The organism is Eikenella sp. NML03-A-027 (assembly GCF_001648395.1).
Taxonomy (GTDB): Bacteria; Pseudomonadota; Gammaproteobacteria; order Burkholderiales; family Neisseriaceae; genus Eikenella; species Eikenella exigua.
The window spans coordinates 49,370-63,214 of sequence record NZ_LXSM01000005.1 but is presented as its reverse complement, the minus strand read 5'-3'; the positions used below and the strand labels follow the sequence as shown (position 1 = coordinate 63,214).

Genomic DNA, 13,845 nt, shown 5'->3' with positions numbered 1-13,845 from the left:
GCCTTCAGGTAGCCTTCCTGAGAAACTGCCTGTTTCTATGCTAAAATCCGCCCCCCCCTCAATATTTCAACCCCACAAAGTGGTTTCCCCTTTTAAATGAATATATTCTACGAAGAAAGTGGCCAATTCAAAGTGGCCGCCGTGGTGCAGAAAAACGATAGCACCTATCAGGCCACCACCCAACATGGTAAACGCGCCAAAATCAAAGCCAACAACGTTTTCGTGGAATTCACCGAGCCGATGGACGCTTTCCTCGAACGCGCCCAAGCCGAAGCCGCACAAATTGATACCGACTTGTTGTGGGAATTTTGCGACGAAGACGAATTCACCACCCAAAACATCGCTGCCGACTACTTCGGCCATACCCCAAGCCAGCACGAACTGGCCGCTACCCTGATTGCCCTTTACGCTGCACCGATGTATTTCTATAAAAAAGGCAAAGGCATATTTAAAGCAGCACCGGAAGACACCCTGAAGCAGGCACTGGCCGCCATCGAGCGCAAAAAACAGCAAGACGTACAAATATCCGCTTGGGCAGAAGAATTAGTACAAGGCCACCTGCCAGCCGAAATTGCCGCCGATTTGCGCACCATCCTGCACAACCCAGACAAACAATCGCTCACCTACAAAGCTTTCACCAAAGCCGCTGCCGAACTGAAAATTTCCGCCTATCAGCTGGCTCGGCAAACTGGCGGTGTCAATTCATTGCCGCAATATCTGCTTGATGGCTTCTGCTGCAAACACTTCCCGCAAGGCACTGCAGCACCGGAAATCGCCGTGCCTGCTATCCTTGAATTGCCAGATGCCGCCGATTTGCCCGCATTCTCCATTGATGATGCCGAAACCAGCGAAATCGACGATGCCTTATCGGTGCAGGATTTGCCCAACGGCAGCAAACGTGTCGGTATTCACATCGCCGTACCCACGCTGGCCATTGCCGAAAACAGCCCGATTGAAACCCTTATTAAACAAAGGCAAAGCACCGCTTATTATCCAGGCGGCAAAATCACCATGTTGCCGGATAACTGGATTAAAACCTTCAGCCTAGACGAAGGCAAACGGCCGGTATTGAGCCTGTATGTAGAAGTAGATGCCGATTTTCAGGTAGCCTCCACACCGCAAACCCGCCTCGAAAATCTAACTATCAAGCATAACCTGCGCATTCAAGACATCGAGCCGCACTTCAATGCCGACACCGGCCTCTCCGAGAACGAACCCGTACAATTTCCCTGTCAGCCGCAACTACGCTGGCTGTATCGCTTTGCCATCGAACGCCAAAAACAGCGCGACCGCTACGAAGAAAACCGCGCCCCGCAATACGATTACGGCATCGAATTCAATCCCGATGGCAGCGTGCGCATCAGCCGCCGCGAGCGCGGTTCACCCATCGATACGCTAGTATCTGAAATGATGATTCTGGCCAACAGCACCTGGGCACAAATGCTGGATGAAAACAACCTGCCAGGTTTATTCCGCGTGCAAACCAGCGGCAAAGTACGCATGAGCACCCAATCCGAGCCACACATCGGCATGGGCGTGGCGCATTATGGCTGGTTCACCTCGCCGTTGCGTCGTGCCGCCGACTGCATCAACCAACTCCAACTGCTCAGCCTGATTGATCCCAACCTATCGCCGCGTTTCCAAAAAAACGATAGCAACCTGTTTGCCGCCCTGCGCGACTTCGACGCAACCTATACCGCTTATGCTGACTTCCAACGCCAAATGGAAGCTTACTGGAGCTTAATATATCTGGAACAAGAACAATGCTGCAAGCTGACCGCCGTATTGCTGAAAGAAGATCTAGTGCGTATTGATGGTTTGCCACTGGTCAACCGCGTGCACGGTATACCGATTGATATTCAGCCTAAAACCCGCATGAAACTGGCCATTACTCAGTTGGATGCCGAGCAGCAGCTATTGTCTTTGAAATATTTAAATGTATTGCCGGCTGAACCAGCTGCCTAAATGATATGGTACTGGCTCAGTACAACAACGGCTTATTTCCACTATTCTCTGCGGACAAAGCAGGCAAATAATCGATTTATCCATAAACAGGCAATTAACCCAGCCATCATTCCACAACAATCTACAATTGAACGACAACCAAACAACAAGGTTTACTTAGCCTATCTAAATGGTTTTAATGAATTTTCTGGATAATCCACTATTTCTGTACTGCTCCAATATAAACAACAAAAAATAAATTAGAAAACTAGATATAAAAACTACTTAGTTCAACCTACCCCGGTACTAAATTTCAAACTTCGTAATCTAAAAAATATCATGCAAAACTCTCTTCATAATAAAAGCGATATTGCCGTTATCGGTTTGGCCGTTATGGGACAAAACCTGATTCTGAATATGAACGATCACGGTTTCCAAGTGAGTGCCTACAACCGCACGGCGGCTAAAACTGAACAATTCCTTAATGGCCCAGCCAAAGGCACAAAAATTATCGGTGCCTACAGCTTGGAAGAACTAATTAGCCAATTGAAGCAGCCCCGCAAGGTGATGCTGATGGTACAGGCTGGGCAGGCGGTAGATGAGTTGATTGCGCAGCTGGTACCGTTCTTGGATAAGGGCGACACCATCATCGATGGTGGCAATGCTCATTATCCCGATACCGAACGGCGTACTGCTGAGCTGGCTGCACAAGGTATTTCATTTATTGGCACCGGTATTTCCGGCGGTGAAGAAGGCGCGCGCCATGGGCCATCTATCATGCCTGGCGGCAATCCTGAAGCTTGGCTGGCAGTGAAGCCGATTTTGCAGGCTATAGCCGCTAAAACGGCCAGTGATGAGGTATGTTGCCACTGGGTAGGCAAAAGTGGTGCCGGCCATTTTGTGAAAATGGTGCACAACGGTATCGAATACGGCGATATGCAGCTTATCTGCGAAGCTTACCAGTTTATGAAAGACGGCCTGGGTATGAGCCATGCCGAAATGCAGGCTGTTTTTGCCGAATGGAATAAGACCGAGCTCAATAGCTATCTGGTTCAAATCACTGCCGATATTTTGGGTACAAACGACACAGATGGCACGCCGCTGGTAGAGAAAATCCTTGACCGTGCCGGTCAGAAAGGCACCGGGAAATGGACCGGTATCAATGCCTTGGATTTGGGCACGCCGCTCACGTTGATTACCGAAGCGGTGTTTGCCCGCTGCATTTCCGCCCTAAAAACCCAGCGGGTGCAGGCCAAAACGGCTTTCGGGCATAAAATCGAGCCGGTGGCCGGAAATCGGGAAGAATGGCTGGCTGCTTTGCGGCAAGCATTGCTGGCTTCCAAAATTATTTCTTATGCTCAAGGTTTTATGCTGATGCGTCAGGCCAGCGAACATTACGGCTGGGATTTGGATTATGGCAATACCGCTTTGTTGTGGCGCGAAGGCTGCATTATCCGCAGTGCGTTTTTAGGCAACATCCGCGATGCCTATGCCGCCAATCCGGATTTGGTATTCCTTGGCAGCGATGCCTACTTCCAAAAACTGTTGCAGCAAGCCTTGCCGGGCTGGCGTAAAGTGGCTGCAGCCGCGATGCAGCATGGTTTACCAATGCCCTGCACCGTATCCGCCCTCTCCTTCCTCGACAGCTACACCTGTGGTCGCCTGCCCGCCAACCTGTTGCAGGCGCAACGCGACTACTTCGGCGCCCACACCTATGAGCGCATCGATCGGCCGGAAGGCGAGTTTTTCCACACCAACTGGACAGGCACCGGCGGCGATGCGGCTTCCACTGCCTACAATGTTTGAGGCTACCTGAAAGCTGATGTAGCTTAGTGACACTTTGAAATAAAAGGCTACCTGAAAACCCTTTTGCTGGTTTTCAGGTAGCCTTTTATTTGCTTGCCGGTTTACGCCGCAGCCGGCAGGGCGTGGAAAGCGGCGGGCAGGTTTTGGTTGTGCGGGAAGGTGGTCCATTCGTAGCTTCCCGGGTCGGCGAGAATGGCGCGTAAGAGGGCATTATTGATGGCGTGGCCGGATTTGTGGCCTTCGAATGCGCCGATTATCGGCGCGCCGATTACGTATAAATCGCCTACGGCATCGAGGATTTTGTGACGCACAAATTCGTCGGGGTAGCGCAGGCCTTCGGGATTGAGCACGTCGTTGTCATCGATTACCACGGCATTACTCAGATTACCGCCCAAACCCAAGCCGTGTGCGCGCATCATTTCCACTTCCTGCATGAAGCCGAAGGTGCGGGCGCGGGCGATTTCTTCCACATACGATGCGCCGGCGAAATCGATTTCAAAGGTGGGGTTGCTGCGGTTGAATACGGGGTGGTCGAAATTGATGGTGAGGCTGACTTTAAAGCCGTCATACGGGGTAAAGCGCACCCATTTGCCCGGTTCTTGCACTTCCACCGGCTTCAAAATACGCAGGAAGCGTTTTTCGGCTTTTTGATCCACGATGCCCGCATCCTGCAACAGATACAAAAAAGGCAGACTGGAGCCGTCCATAATCGGGATTTCCGGCGCATTCAATTCAATCAACATATTATCAATACCGTAGGCGGCCAGTGCAGACATTAAATGCTCAATCGTGCCCACCCGCACGCCGTCTTCGGTAACGATGGTGGAGGAGAGGCGGGTGTCGTTGATCAGTTCGGGCACGAGCTTGATTGGGCGGCTCTGTTCACTGGCCAAATCGGTGCGGCGGAATACAATGCCGCTGTTTTCGGCAGCCGGATGCAGGGTGAGCAAAACCCGCTCGCCGGAATGCAGGCCGACACCGGTGGCTTGAACGGATTGGGCTAAGGTGCGTTGTTTCATAAAAACTCCGAAAAATCTGCGTAAAAGCAGCTGTCATCATACGGGAAATATGTTTGCCTGTCTTTCCGATTAAATTTGGCTATGGTTTATTTTCAGGTAGCCCTAAGGGAAAAGGCTACCTGAAAACGCAACATAACCTACTTGCCAAGCTTCATCTTGTATAATTCCATCCGTTCCAACCACAGGCTTTCCCTACGATGAAGATTTTACTGGTGCGCTTCTCCAGCATGGGTGATCTTATCCACACCCTGCCGGCAGTGCAGGATTTGGCCCGGCGTTGCCCGCAGGTGGAGCTGCATTGGCTGGCTGAAGCCGGATTTGCTGATATTGCGCGATTGCATCCGTTTGTGGCCAAGGTGATTCCGATGCGTTGGCGGCAGTGGCGCAAACGGCTGTTTGCAGCGGATACGTGGCAGCAGATGCGTGCACTGAAGCAGGAGTTGGTTGATGGCGGCTATGATTTCGTGCTCGACAGCCAAGGCTTGATAAAAAGCGCATGGTTTGCCCGCCAAGCGGGTGTGCCGGTGAAAGGTTTGGACAAACACAGCACGCGCGAGGGCTGGGCGGCGGCGTTTTATGCGCAAGGTTTTCAGGTAGCCAAAGGACGTGATGCAGTGTGGCGCAACCGCGAGCTGTTTGCCCAAGTGTTCGGTTATTGGTTTGACGGCACGGCGGATTTCGGCGTGCGTGTGCCGGAAGATGCGGCGGTGCAGGGGCTACCTGAAAACTACCGTGTGGCTTTGCACGCCACCAGCCGTGAGAGCAAATTGTGGCCGGACGAATATTGGGTGGAATTGTTGAATCGGCTGCATGCAGTAGATGGTACAGTGGTGTGGCTGCCGTGGGGCAGCGATGCGGAACGGCAGCGCGCATTGACGTTGGCGGATCAGATAGAGGCGGCGCAGGTGCCAGACGAAAAGCTCAGCCTGTTGCAGGCAGCCTATGTGTTGCGCGGTGCACGCAGTGTTATCGGCGTGGATACCGGCTTGCTGCATTTGGCTAATGCGCTGGATAAGCCACTGATCGGCATTTACACTGATAGCGATCCGGTAAAAACCGGCGTGCAATCCTCCGCTTGGGCGGAAAATATGGGCGGTATCGGTTGCCCGCCGCAACCGGATGAAGTGTTGAAACGATTGCTTCTGCTGGAGCAGACCTATGGCCAATTAACTTAACTTTTGCTACGGAGTTGGCTCGCCGCTTTGTATCGAAAGCGTGTTGATTTGCTATATCAAAATAGGCAGAAGGTTTTCGGGTAGCCTCAAGTGTTTACAGCTGGGTCTGGGTCATACTTGCATTATTTCTGCCAAATCGGCACAATCAGCCCGTTTTGCAGGATAAGTGAATCACTAAAATAGAGAGAAGGAAAAGGAAATTTCATGAAAGCACTGGTTGCCGTAAAGCGGGTAGTGGATTACAACGTGAAAGTGCGGGTGAAGGCCGACTGTTCGGATGTAGACATCGGCAATGTGAAAATGTCGATGAACCCGTTTGACGAAATCGCCATGGAAGAGGCGGTGCGCCTGAAAGAGGCTGGGAAGATCAGCGAAATCGTGGTCGTATCGCTGGGCGTGAAGCAGTGCGAAGAAACGCTGCGCACTGCGCTGGCTATGGGCGGTGATCGTGCCATCCATGTACAAACCAATGATTGTTTAGAGCCTTTGGCTGTGGCCAAGCTATTGCACAAAATTGCCGAGCGTGAACAGCCGCAGCTGATTTTGCTGGGAAAACAGGCGATTGATGATGATGCCAACCAAACTGCACAAATGCTGGCCGCCTTGCTTAACGCACCGCAGGGCACGTTTGCCAGCAAGGTGGAATTGGGCAAAAACGAAGTAACCGTGGTGCGCGAAGTGGATGGCGGTTTAGAAACCGTGGCTCTGAAGCTGCCGGCAGTAATCAGTGCCGATTTGCGTTTGAACGAGCCGCGCTATGTGAAACTGCCCAATATTATGCAGGCCAAGAAAAAACCACTGGAAAAGCTTGCGGTGGAAGAATTGGGCGTGGACATCGCGCCCAAATTGCAGCGGCTGAAAGTGGCCGAGCCCAAACCGCGCAGCGGTGGCGTGAAGGTGCAAAGCGTGGCCGAACTGGTGGCCAAATTGAAAAACGAAGCCAAAGTAATTTGAGGATAATGCCATGACTGTATTGATTATTGCCGAACACGACAACCAACATTTGGCCGCTGCCACGCGGCATGCCGTTACTGCTGGCAGCAAGCTGGGCGAAGTGCATGTATTGGTGGCCGGTAGCGGCGCGGCAGCGGTGGCCGAGCAGGCCAAACAAGTGGCCGGGGTGGCCAAAGTATTGCTGGCCGATGCCGAACATTATGCTGGCGGGCTGGCCGAAGAACTGGCGCCTTTGGTGGTGAAACTGGCGGCGGATTACCGCTACGTTGCCGCCGCCGCCAGCACCTTCGGCAAAAACCTGCTGCCGCGTGTGGCTGCCCTCTTGGATTGCCCACAGGTTTCCGATTTAACCGAAATCGTAGACGGCAAAACTTTTGGGCGCCCGATTTATGCCGGTAACGCCTTCGCCACCGTTTCCAGTGATGCGGAAACTTTGGTGCTTACCTTCCGAACCACTGCCTTTGCCGAAGCTGCTGCCAGCGGCGGGCAGGCTGAAGTGGTGCAGGCAGAAGCCACACCGGCTCAGGGTTTGAGCCGTTTTATCAGCCGCGAGTTGGTAAAATCTGATCGTCCGGAGCTCACGCAGGCTAGAGTAGTGGTTTCCGGTGGTCGTGCCTTGGGCAGCGTGGAGCAGTTCAACGAATTGCTGCTGCCTCTGGCTGACAAACTCGACGCTGCTATTGGTGCTTCACGCGCGGCGGTGGATGCCGACTATGTGCCCAATGATTACCAAGTGGGCCAAACCGGCAAAGTGGTGGCACCGGAGCTGTATATTGCCATCGGTATTTCTGGCGCCATCCAGCACACCGCCGGCATGCAGGACAGCAAAGTTATCGTGGCCATCAACAAAGATCCGGAAGCAGCTATTTTCAATATTGCCGACTACGGCTTGGTGGCCGACCTGTTTGAAGCCGTGCCTGAGCTGACTGTGGCATTGGGTAATTAAGCGTTTCATGCGTTCGTGTTTCACGTGAAACACGGCAGGCTATCTGAAAACAATCTGCTTTCAGGTAGCCTGTTTCTTATATAATCAGCTTATTTCCTGATACCACCATTGCTATGTCAACTTCTGATATTCCCTGCACCTACCGCACCTTGGCCGAACCCGGCCAGGCCGAGTTTAAAGACAAAGGCAGCCGCTTTATCGCCTTTACCTATCCCGTGCGTACGGCAGCAGAAGTGAAAAACCATGTGGACGCACTACGGCAGGAACACCACAAGGCGCGGCATTGGTGCTATGCCTACCGTTTAGGCACAGACGGCTTGCAGTTTCGCGCCAACGACGACGGCGAGCCTTCCGGCAGTGCCGGCCGGCCGATTTTGGGTCAGATTGATTCGGCCGGGCTGACCGATGTTTTGGTGGTGGTGGTGCGCTATTTCGGCGGTACGCTGCTGGGCGTGCCTAGCCTGATTCATGCCTACAAAACCGCCACCCAAATAGCCTTGCAGCAAACCGCGCAGGTGGAAAAAAATATTGAAAAAAGGGTAACCCTGCGCTGCGACTACCCGCATTTGAGCGAGGTTTTACGGCTGGCCAAACAACACGGCGTGGAAGTGTTACAGCAGGATTTGCAACTGGATTGCTGCCTGCATTGCGCTGTGCCGCTGGCTAATTATGCTGCTTGTATTGATGCCTGGCAGAAAACACGTGCGGTGGAAATTTTAGAAGATACGCAAAGCAACGAAGAGGCTACCTGAAAACCAACAAATGGTTTTCAGGTAGCCTTTATTATAAATTACGCCTTCTTTAAAAGGATAATACTATGAAATTACTCGTTATCGGCAGCGGCGGGCGTGAACACGCGCTGGCGTGGAAGCTGGCGCAGTCACCCAAAGTGCAAACCGTATTTGTTGCGCCGGGTAATGCTGGTACGGCACAAGAACCCAGGCTGCAAAATCTGCCTTTGAAAACACATCAGGAACTGATTGATTTCTGCCGCCGTGAGCAGATTGTCTTCACTGTGGTCGGCCCCGAAGCGCCGCTGGCAGCCGGCATAGTGGACGATTTTCGCGCCGCCGGTCTGCCCGTGTTCGGCCCTACCCGCGCTGCCGCACAGTTGGAAAGTTCCAAAGATTTCGCCAAGGCCTTTATGGCGCGGCACGGCATCCCCACCGCACAATATCAAACCTTTGCCGATGCCGATGCCGCCCATAATTATGTGGCTGCCAAAGGCGCACCGATTGTGATTAAGGCAGATGGCTTGGCTGCTGGTAAAGGCGTAGTGGTGGCACAAACCGAAGAACAGGCACATCAAGCCATCGACCAAATGCTGCTCGACAATAAAATGGGCGATGCCGGTGCACGTGTGGTGATTGAAGATTTTTTACAGGGTGAAGAAGCCAGCTTTATCGTGATGGTAGATGGCGAAAACGTGCTGCCGATGGCCACCAGCCAAGACCATAAACGCCTGCTCAACGGCGACCTTGGCCCGAATACCGGTGGCATGGGTGCATACAGCCCCGCGCCCATCGTTACGCCCGAGGTGTATCAGCGTGCCATGGAAGAAATCATCCTGCCCACCGTGCGCGGCATGCGCGAAGAAGGTCATGAATTCACAGGGTTTCTCTATGCCGGCCTAATGATTGGTGCCGATGGTGCGCCTTATACCGTGGAATTCAACTGCCGTTTCGGCGACCCGGAAACCCAGCCGATTATGAGCCGTTTGGACAGTGATTTGGTGGATTTGATCCAAGCTGCGTTGGATCGGAAACTGGATACGGTTAAAGCCGAATGGAAAGCGCAAAGCGCCGTGGGCGTGGTGCTGGCTTCCGCAGGTTATCCCGAACGCTCCAGCAAAGGTGGCATCATCGAAGGCATCGAAGCGGCTAACCGCATCAGTAAAGTTTTTCATGCCGGTACAGCCACAGAGGCTGGTCACACCGTTACCAACGGCGGTCGTGTCTTGTGTGTGGTAGGCTTGGGCGATAATATGGCGGCCGCCAAGCAGCAGGCCTACCAAGCCGTGTCCGAGATTAATTTTCCCGGCGTGCAGTATCGCCATGATATTGCCGATAAGGCTTTGCGCTGAGATATAATCGCTCCAAGGCATGATACAGCTGTTGTTGTTTCGCCTTGCTGTACTACTTGTACTGTCTACGGCTCGTCGCCTTGTTTCATGCCTATTTGAAACGACTAAATATTGAAACAAAAACGTGGTTCCAACTGGAACCACGTTTTTGTTAGATAGGTGAATTAAGCTGTGCGCGGCGAGTTTCAGGCAGCCTGCCAATATCTGAAGGCTACCTGAAAGCATAGTTTATACCCTGCCCGTACAAGATTGGCTGCAGGCATGGAGAAGATAGAGTAGTTTTGTTATAATAGCCGCTGGTTTTCTTAGCAATTTCATTGTATTCGCAAGAAAAAACAAGCAGCTGGCGGGCACCGCCGTTTTTGTGTAATTTACATATAAAGGGACATCATGTCTGATAAACTGATTCTGGTATTAAACTGTGGCAGCTCCTCTGTTAAAGGTGCCGTATTAGACAGCACCAACGGCGAAGTTCTGCTGAGCTGCCTGGCCGAAAAACTCCACCTGTCCGACGCGCGCATTATTTTTAAAGCAAACGGTGAAAAACGTACCGTAAGCCTCGCTGGGAAGCCCGATCACACCGGCGCTGTTGAGGCTTTGATGAGTGAATTGGAAGCACGTAAGCTTGACAAACGCATTGGCGCAGTCGGTCACCGCGTGGTACACGGTGGTGAACGCTTCAAAGAATCTTGCCTGATTAACGATGAAGTGATTAAAGGCATTGAAGAGTGCATCATGCTTGCTCCGCTACACAATCCTGCCAACCTGCTCGGTATCCGTGCTGCCATGAGTATTTTCAGTCACGTGCCGCATGCTGTTGTGTTTGATACTGCCTTCCACCAATCTATGCCCGAGTACGCCTACACTTATGCCGTGCCGCGCGAGCTTTATCGCCAATACGGCTTGCGCCGCTACGGAGCCCACGGTACCAGCTATCGCTTCGTGGCCATCGAAGCTGCCCGCTTGCTCGGTCGTAGCGAAGAAGGCCTGCGCCTCGTGATTGCCCACCTTGGTAACGGTGCTTCTATTGCTGCTTCCAATAGCGGTAAATGCTGCGATACCAGCATGGGACTCACCCCGCTTGAAGGCCTAGTGATGGGCACCCGCAGCGGTGATATCGATGCCAACGTGTTCCCCTTTCTACACAACAACGTCGGCCTGAATATTGAGCAGATCACCGACTTGCTGCATAAACAAAGCGGCTTGCTTGGCATTTCTGAGCTTTCCAACGACTGCCGCGAAATAGAAGAAGCTGCCAGCAAAGGTCACGAAGGCGCCAAGCTCGCGTTGGAAGTATTTTCCTACCGTTTGGCTAAATACGTTGCCTCCATGAGTGTAGCTGCAGGCGGCCTGGACGCACTCGTTTTCACTGGTGGTATCGGCGAAAATTCCAGCACCATCCGCAGTAAAACCATCGGCTACCTGGGCTTCCTTGGCCTCACCGTAGATGAGAAAGCCAATCTTGCCGCCCGGTTCGGCGAAGGTGGTATCATTAGTCAAGCCGGCAGCACCTCGCTAGTCATGGTTATCCCCACCAATGAAGAGTTGATGATTGCCCAAGATACCGCCCATCTAGCCAGCATCGAATAAACCAAATCACTGTTGAAGCAAGGTAAAGGCTACCTGAAACCGTTTGTCTTCAGTTTCAGGTAGCCTTTACCTTGCCATATGTGTGCTATCGTCTTCTTTTGCTCGCATATGCTGCACGGCGGCGTGAGTGGTAAACGAGGCGGGCAGCTCAATTTGACCGATAGTTTTTGGATGAGGGGAGCAAGCGATGAAAAACTGTTTTCCATATTGGTATTGGAGCTGACCTTACTGCAGGCCGGTTGTGGTGACAAGCCGGGGGCAGAGTTTGTGGGAAAGTAGCAGAGCCCAATTAAATAACTATCAATATGAAATTAAACAAAATGAAGATGCCTTTAGTTGTTAAATCACAGGGGAGTAATCCTTTAGATGCTCATACACTAGAGGGCAAATTGCTGAATGACACGCTGATAGTAAATGAAATACTGAATTTGCTATTGACCAAACTACTGGAGAAATGATTCTTCGTGATACAGGCGAAAGATTTAAAAGAATTGAATAGCGTTGTATAAAATTAAGTTATTTAGCGTAAGATTGGGTTATTAATTTCAATCTAACTTAACCTATATGAATTATCCAACACCCAAATGATTCAAATTCCCTTTTCAGGTAGCCTCACGTTACTAGGTAGGTTACCTGAAAATGTTTTTCTGTAGCCTTTAGGCCAGTTTGGCGGCTACGTCACGCAGGGCGGTGCGCAAGCCTTCTTCGATTACGGGGTGGTAGAAGGGCATGTTGAGCATTTGCGGCACAGTCATGTGCTGCTGGTGCGCCCAGGCGAGGAGGTGGGCGATGTGTTCCAGTGCGGGGCCGATGCCTTCAGCGCCGAGGAAGCGGCCGGTTTCGCGGTCGGCATACACGCGCAAGCTGCCTTGGTTTACCAGCATCACGCGGCTGCGGCCTTGGTTGTGGAAGGATACTTGGCCGGCCACGAGCTTGCTGCCGTATTCTTTTTCCAGCTGGGCAAAGCGCGCGCCCACGCTGATGATTTGCGGGTTGGAGAACACCACGCCGATCATGCTGCGGCGCAGGCCGTCCCGCACATCGGGGTAGCGGCCGGCGTTTTCACCGGCGATTTTGCCTTGGTCGGCGGCTTCGTGCAGCAGGGGCAGCTGGTTGGAGGCGTCGCCTGCAATGAAGATGTGCGGGATGCTGGTTTGCATGGTACGCGGGGTGGCTACTGGCACACCGCGTGCGTCTTTCTCGATATTGAGGTTTTCCAGCCCGATGTTGTCCACATTGGGGCGGCGACCGATGGCGGCGAGCAAGCAGTCGGCGGTGAATACGCCGCTTTCGCCGTCTTGCGTCCATGCCACTTCTACTTGGCCTTTATCGTTGAGCCGGGTTTCGGTTTGGGCGTTGAGGTGGAGCGGAATTTCCTGGCCGAAGATGGCTCTGGCATCTTCCAGCACCACAGGGTCGGAAATACCGCCGATGAGGCCGCCCAGGCCGAACATTTCCACGCGTACGCCGAGGCGGCTCAAGGCTTGGCCAAGTTCGAGGCCGATCACGCCGGTACCGAATACGGCCACGCTCTCGGGCAGGGTGTCCCATGAGAATACGTCATCATTGATGACGAGACGGTCGCCCAGTGCCTGCCATTGCGGCAGTACGATGGGGCGGGAGCCAGTGGCGATTACGATGCGTTCGGCGCGGATTTGGGTGTGGCCGTCGATTTGCACGGTGTGGTCGTCGATGAATTTGGCCTGCCCTATGATGCGGCGCTCGGCGGGCCAGGCTTCTACGTCTTCCAGCACGAAGCCGACGAAGCGGTCGCGCTCGGATTTGACGCGGTTCATCACTTCTTCGCCGTTTACGCTGATGCTGGATTTATCCAGATGCACGCCGAAGGGATCGGTGTGCAGAGCGTGGTGGCGGGCTTCTGCGGCGGCAATCAAGAGCTTGGAGGGCATGCAGCCGACGCGGGCGCAGGTGGTGCCGAAAATGTGGCTTTCGATGAGATAAACGTTTTCGGTGTGGAGGCGGGCATTGCGGAAGGCGCCCATGCCGGCGGTGCCGCCGCCGATAACGACGACGTCTGCGGTGAGGTGTTTCATGTCTGCTTTCCTTAGGTGGGAAGACCATTCAGGTAGCCTGTATGGCTGGTAAAAGGCTACCTGAAAAATATCGGCTGCTGCTGTATAGTGAATTAAATTTAAACCAGTACGGCGTTGGCTCGCCTTGCCGTACTATTTGTACTGTCTGCGGCTCGCCGCCTTGTCCTGATTTAAATTTAATCCACTATAACAGGCTACCTGAAAGGTCTTGGGAAAAGAGCCGCCCTATTCGGGCGGCTCGCAAAGCTATCTACTGTATTGGCAACTGGATAGC

10 protein-coding genes and 1 pseudogene are annotated in these 13,845 nt (G+C 52.9%); 8 read left to right on the top strand and 3 right to left on the bottom strand.

The genetic code is table 11. The features are described from left to right. Nucleotides 1–96: 96 nt before the first annotated feature. Nucleotides 97–1,965, top strand: coding sequence for a ribonuclease catalytic domain-containing protein (locus A7P96_RS02280; RefSeq protein WP_067524441.1), 1,869 nt, complete (start codon nucleotides 97–99; stop codon nucleotides 1,963–1,965). Between the two features lie 318 nt (nucleotides 1,966–2,283). Beyond that, nucleotides 2,284–3,750 carry a decarboxylating NADP(+)-dependent phosphogluconate dehydrogenase gene (gene gnd / locus A7P96_RS02275; protein WP_067524439.1) on the top strand — a complete coding sequence of 489 codons (1,467 nt, stop codon included), beginning with the start codon at nucleotides 2,284–2,286 and terminating at the stop codon, nucleotides 3,748–3,750. A 101-nt stretch (nucleotides 3,751–3,851) separates the two neighbouring features. Here gnd and lpxC read toward each other — a convergent pair whose 3' ends face one another. Next, nucleotides 3,852–4,769, bottom strand: coding sequence for a UDP-3-O-acyl-N-acetylglucosamine deacetylase (gene lpxC / locus A7P96_RS02270; protein WP_067524438.1), 918 nt, complete (start codon nucleotides 4,767–4,769; stop codon nucleotides 3,852–3,854). 197 nt (nucleotides 4,770–4,966) lie between these two features. Between lpxC and waaC the strand changes: the two genes are divergently transcribed. The 6 genes from waaC (at nucleotide 4,967) to A7P96_RS02240 (ending at nucleotide 11,517) form a co-directional block, all read left to right on the top strand. After that, nucleotides 4,967–5,944: a lipopolysaccharide heptosyltransferase I gene (gene waaC, locus A7P96_RS02265; RefSeq protein ID WP_067524436.1), complete on the top strand. Its 978-nt coding sequence runs from the start codon at nucleotides 4,967–4,969 to the stop codon at nucleotides 5,942–5,944. Between the two features lie 204 nt (nucleotides 5,945–6,148). Then, nucleotides 6,149–6,898 (top strand): electron transfer flavoprotein subunit beta/FixA family protein, encoded by a 750-nt coding sequence (locus tag A7P96_RS02260; protein ID WP_067524434.1) that lies wholly within the window; start codon nucleotides 6,149–6,151, stop codon nucleotides 6,896–6,898. A gap of 10 nt (nucleotides 6,899–6,908) precedes the next feature. Then, complete coding sequence (locus A7P96_RS02255) at nucleotides 6,909–7,844, top strand: electron transfer flavoprotein subunit alpha/FixB family protein (RefSeq protein WP_067524432.1); 936 nt, start codon at nucleotides 6,909–6,911, stop codon at nucleotides 7,842–7,844. Nucleotides 7,845–7,957: 113 nt separating this feature from the next. Beyond that, on the top strand, nucleotides 7,958–8,596 hold the full coding sequence (locus A7P96_RS02250; protein WP_156496244.1) for a YigZ family protein: 639 nt from the start codon (nucleotides 7,958–7,960) through the stop codon (nucleotides 8,594–8,596). A 65-nt stretch (nucleotides 8,597–8,661) separates the two neighbouring features. After that, complete coding sequence (gene purD / locus A7P96_RS02245; RefSeq protein WP_067524429.1) at nucleotides 8,662–9,927, top strand: phosphoribosylamine--glycine ligase; 1,266 nt, start codon at nucleotides 8,662–8,664, stop codon at nucleotides 9,925–9,927. A 390-nt stretch (nucleotides 9,928–10,317) separates the two neighbouring features. After that, nucleotides 10,318–11,517, top strand: a complete 1,200-nt coding sequence (locus tag A7P96_RS02240; RefSeq protein WP_067439993.1) for an acetate kinase — start codon at nucleotides 10,318–10,320, stop codon at nucleotides 11,515–11,517. A 656-nt stretch (nucleotides 11,518–12,173) separates the two neighbouring features. Here the strand turns inward: A7P96_RS02240 and A7P96_RS02230 are convergent. Next, nucleotides 12,174–13,571: a dihydrolipoyl dehydrogenase gene (locus tag A7P96_RS02230; RefSeq protein WP_067524426.1), complete on the bottom strand. Its 1,398-nt coding sequence runs from the start codon at nucleotides 13,569–13,571 to the stop codon at nucleotides 12,174–12,176. Nucleotides 13,572–13,635: 64 nt separating this feature from the next. After that, nucleotides 13,636–13,760 (bottom strand): annotated as a pseudogene (locus A7P96_RS10610) (IS5/IS1182 family transposase); the annotation flags it as partial. Nucleotides 13,761–13,845: the final 85 nt, after the last annotated feature.

What these genes read in the sequence shown, in the direction of transcription:
- A7P96_RS02280 (WP_067524441.1), top strand. Translation starts at nt 97, where the DNA reads ATGAATATATTCTACGAAGAAAGTGGCCAATTCAAAGTGGCCGCCGTG.
- gnd (WP_067524439.1), top strand. Translation starts at nt 2,284, where the DNA reads ATGCAAAACTCTCTTCATAATAAAAGCGATATTGCCGTTATCGGTTTG.
- lpxC (WP_067524438.1), bottom strand. Translation starts at nt 4,769, where the DNA reads ATGAAACAACGCACCTTAGCCCAATCCGTTCAAGCCACCGGTGTCGGC.
- waaC (WP_067524436.1), top strand. Translation starts at nt 4,967, where the DNA reads ATGAAGATTTTACTGGTGCGCTTCTCCAGCATGGGTGATCTTATCCAC.
- A7P96_RS02260 (WP_067524434.1), top strand. Translation starts at nt 6,149, where the DNA reads ATGAAAGCACTGGTTGCCGTAAAGCGGGTAGTGGATTACAACGTGAAA.
- A7P96_RS02255 (WP_067524432.1), top strand. Translation starts at nt 6,909, where the DNA reads ATGACTGTATTGATTATTGCCGAACACGACAACCAACATTTGGCCGCT.
- A7P96_RS02250 (WP_156496244.1), top strand. Translation starts at nt 7,958, where the DNA reads ATGTCAACTTCTGATATTCCCTGCACCTACCGCACCTTGGCCGAACCC.
- purD (WP_067524429.1), top strand. Translation starts at nt 8,662, where the DNA reads ATGAAATTACTCGTTATCGGCAGCGGCGGGCGTGAACACGCGCTGGCG.
- A7P96_RS02240 (WP_067439993.1), top strand. Translation starts at nt 10,318, where the DNA reads ATGTCTGATAAACTGATTCTGGTATTAAACTGTGGCAGCTCCTCTGTT.
- A7P96_RS02230 (WP_067524426.1), bottom strand. Translation starts at nt 13,571, where the DNA reads ATGAAACACCTCACCGCAGACGTCGTCGTTATCGGCGGCGGCACCGCC.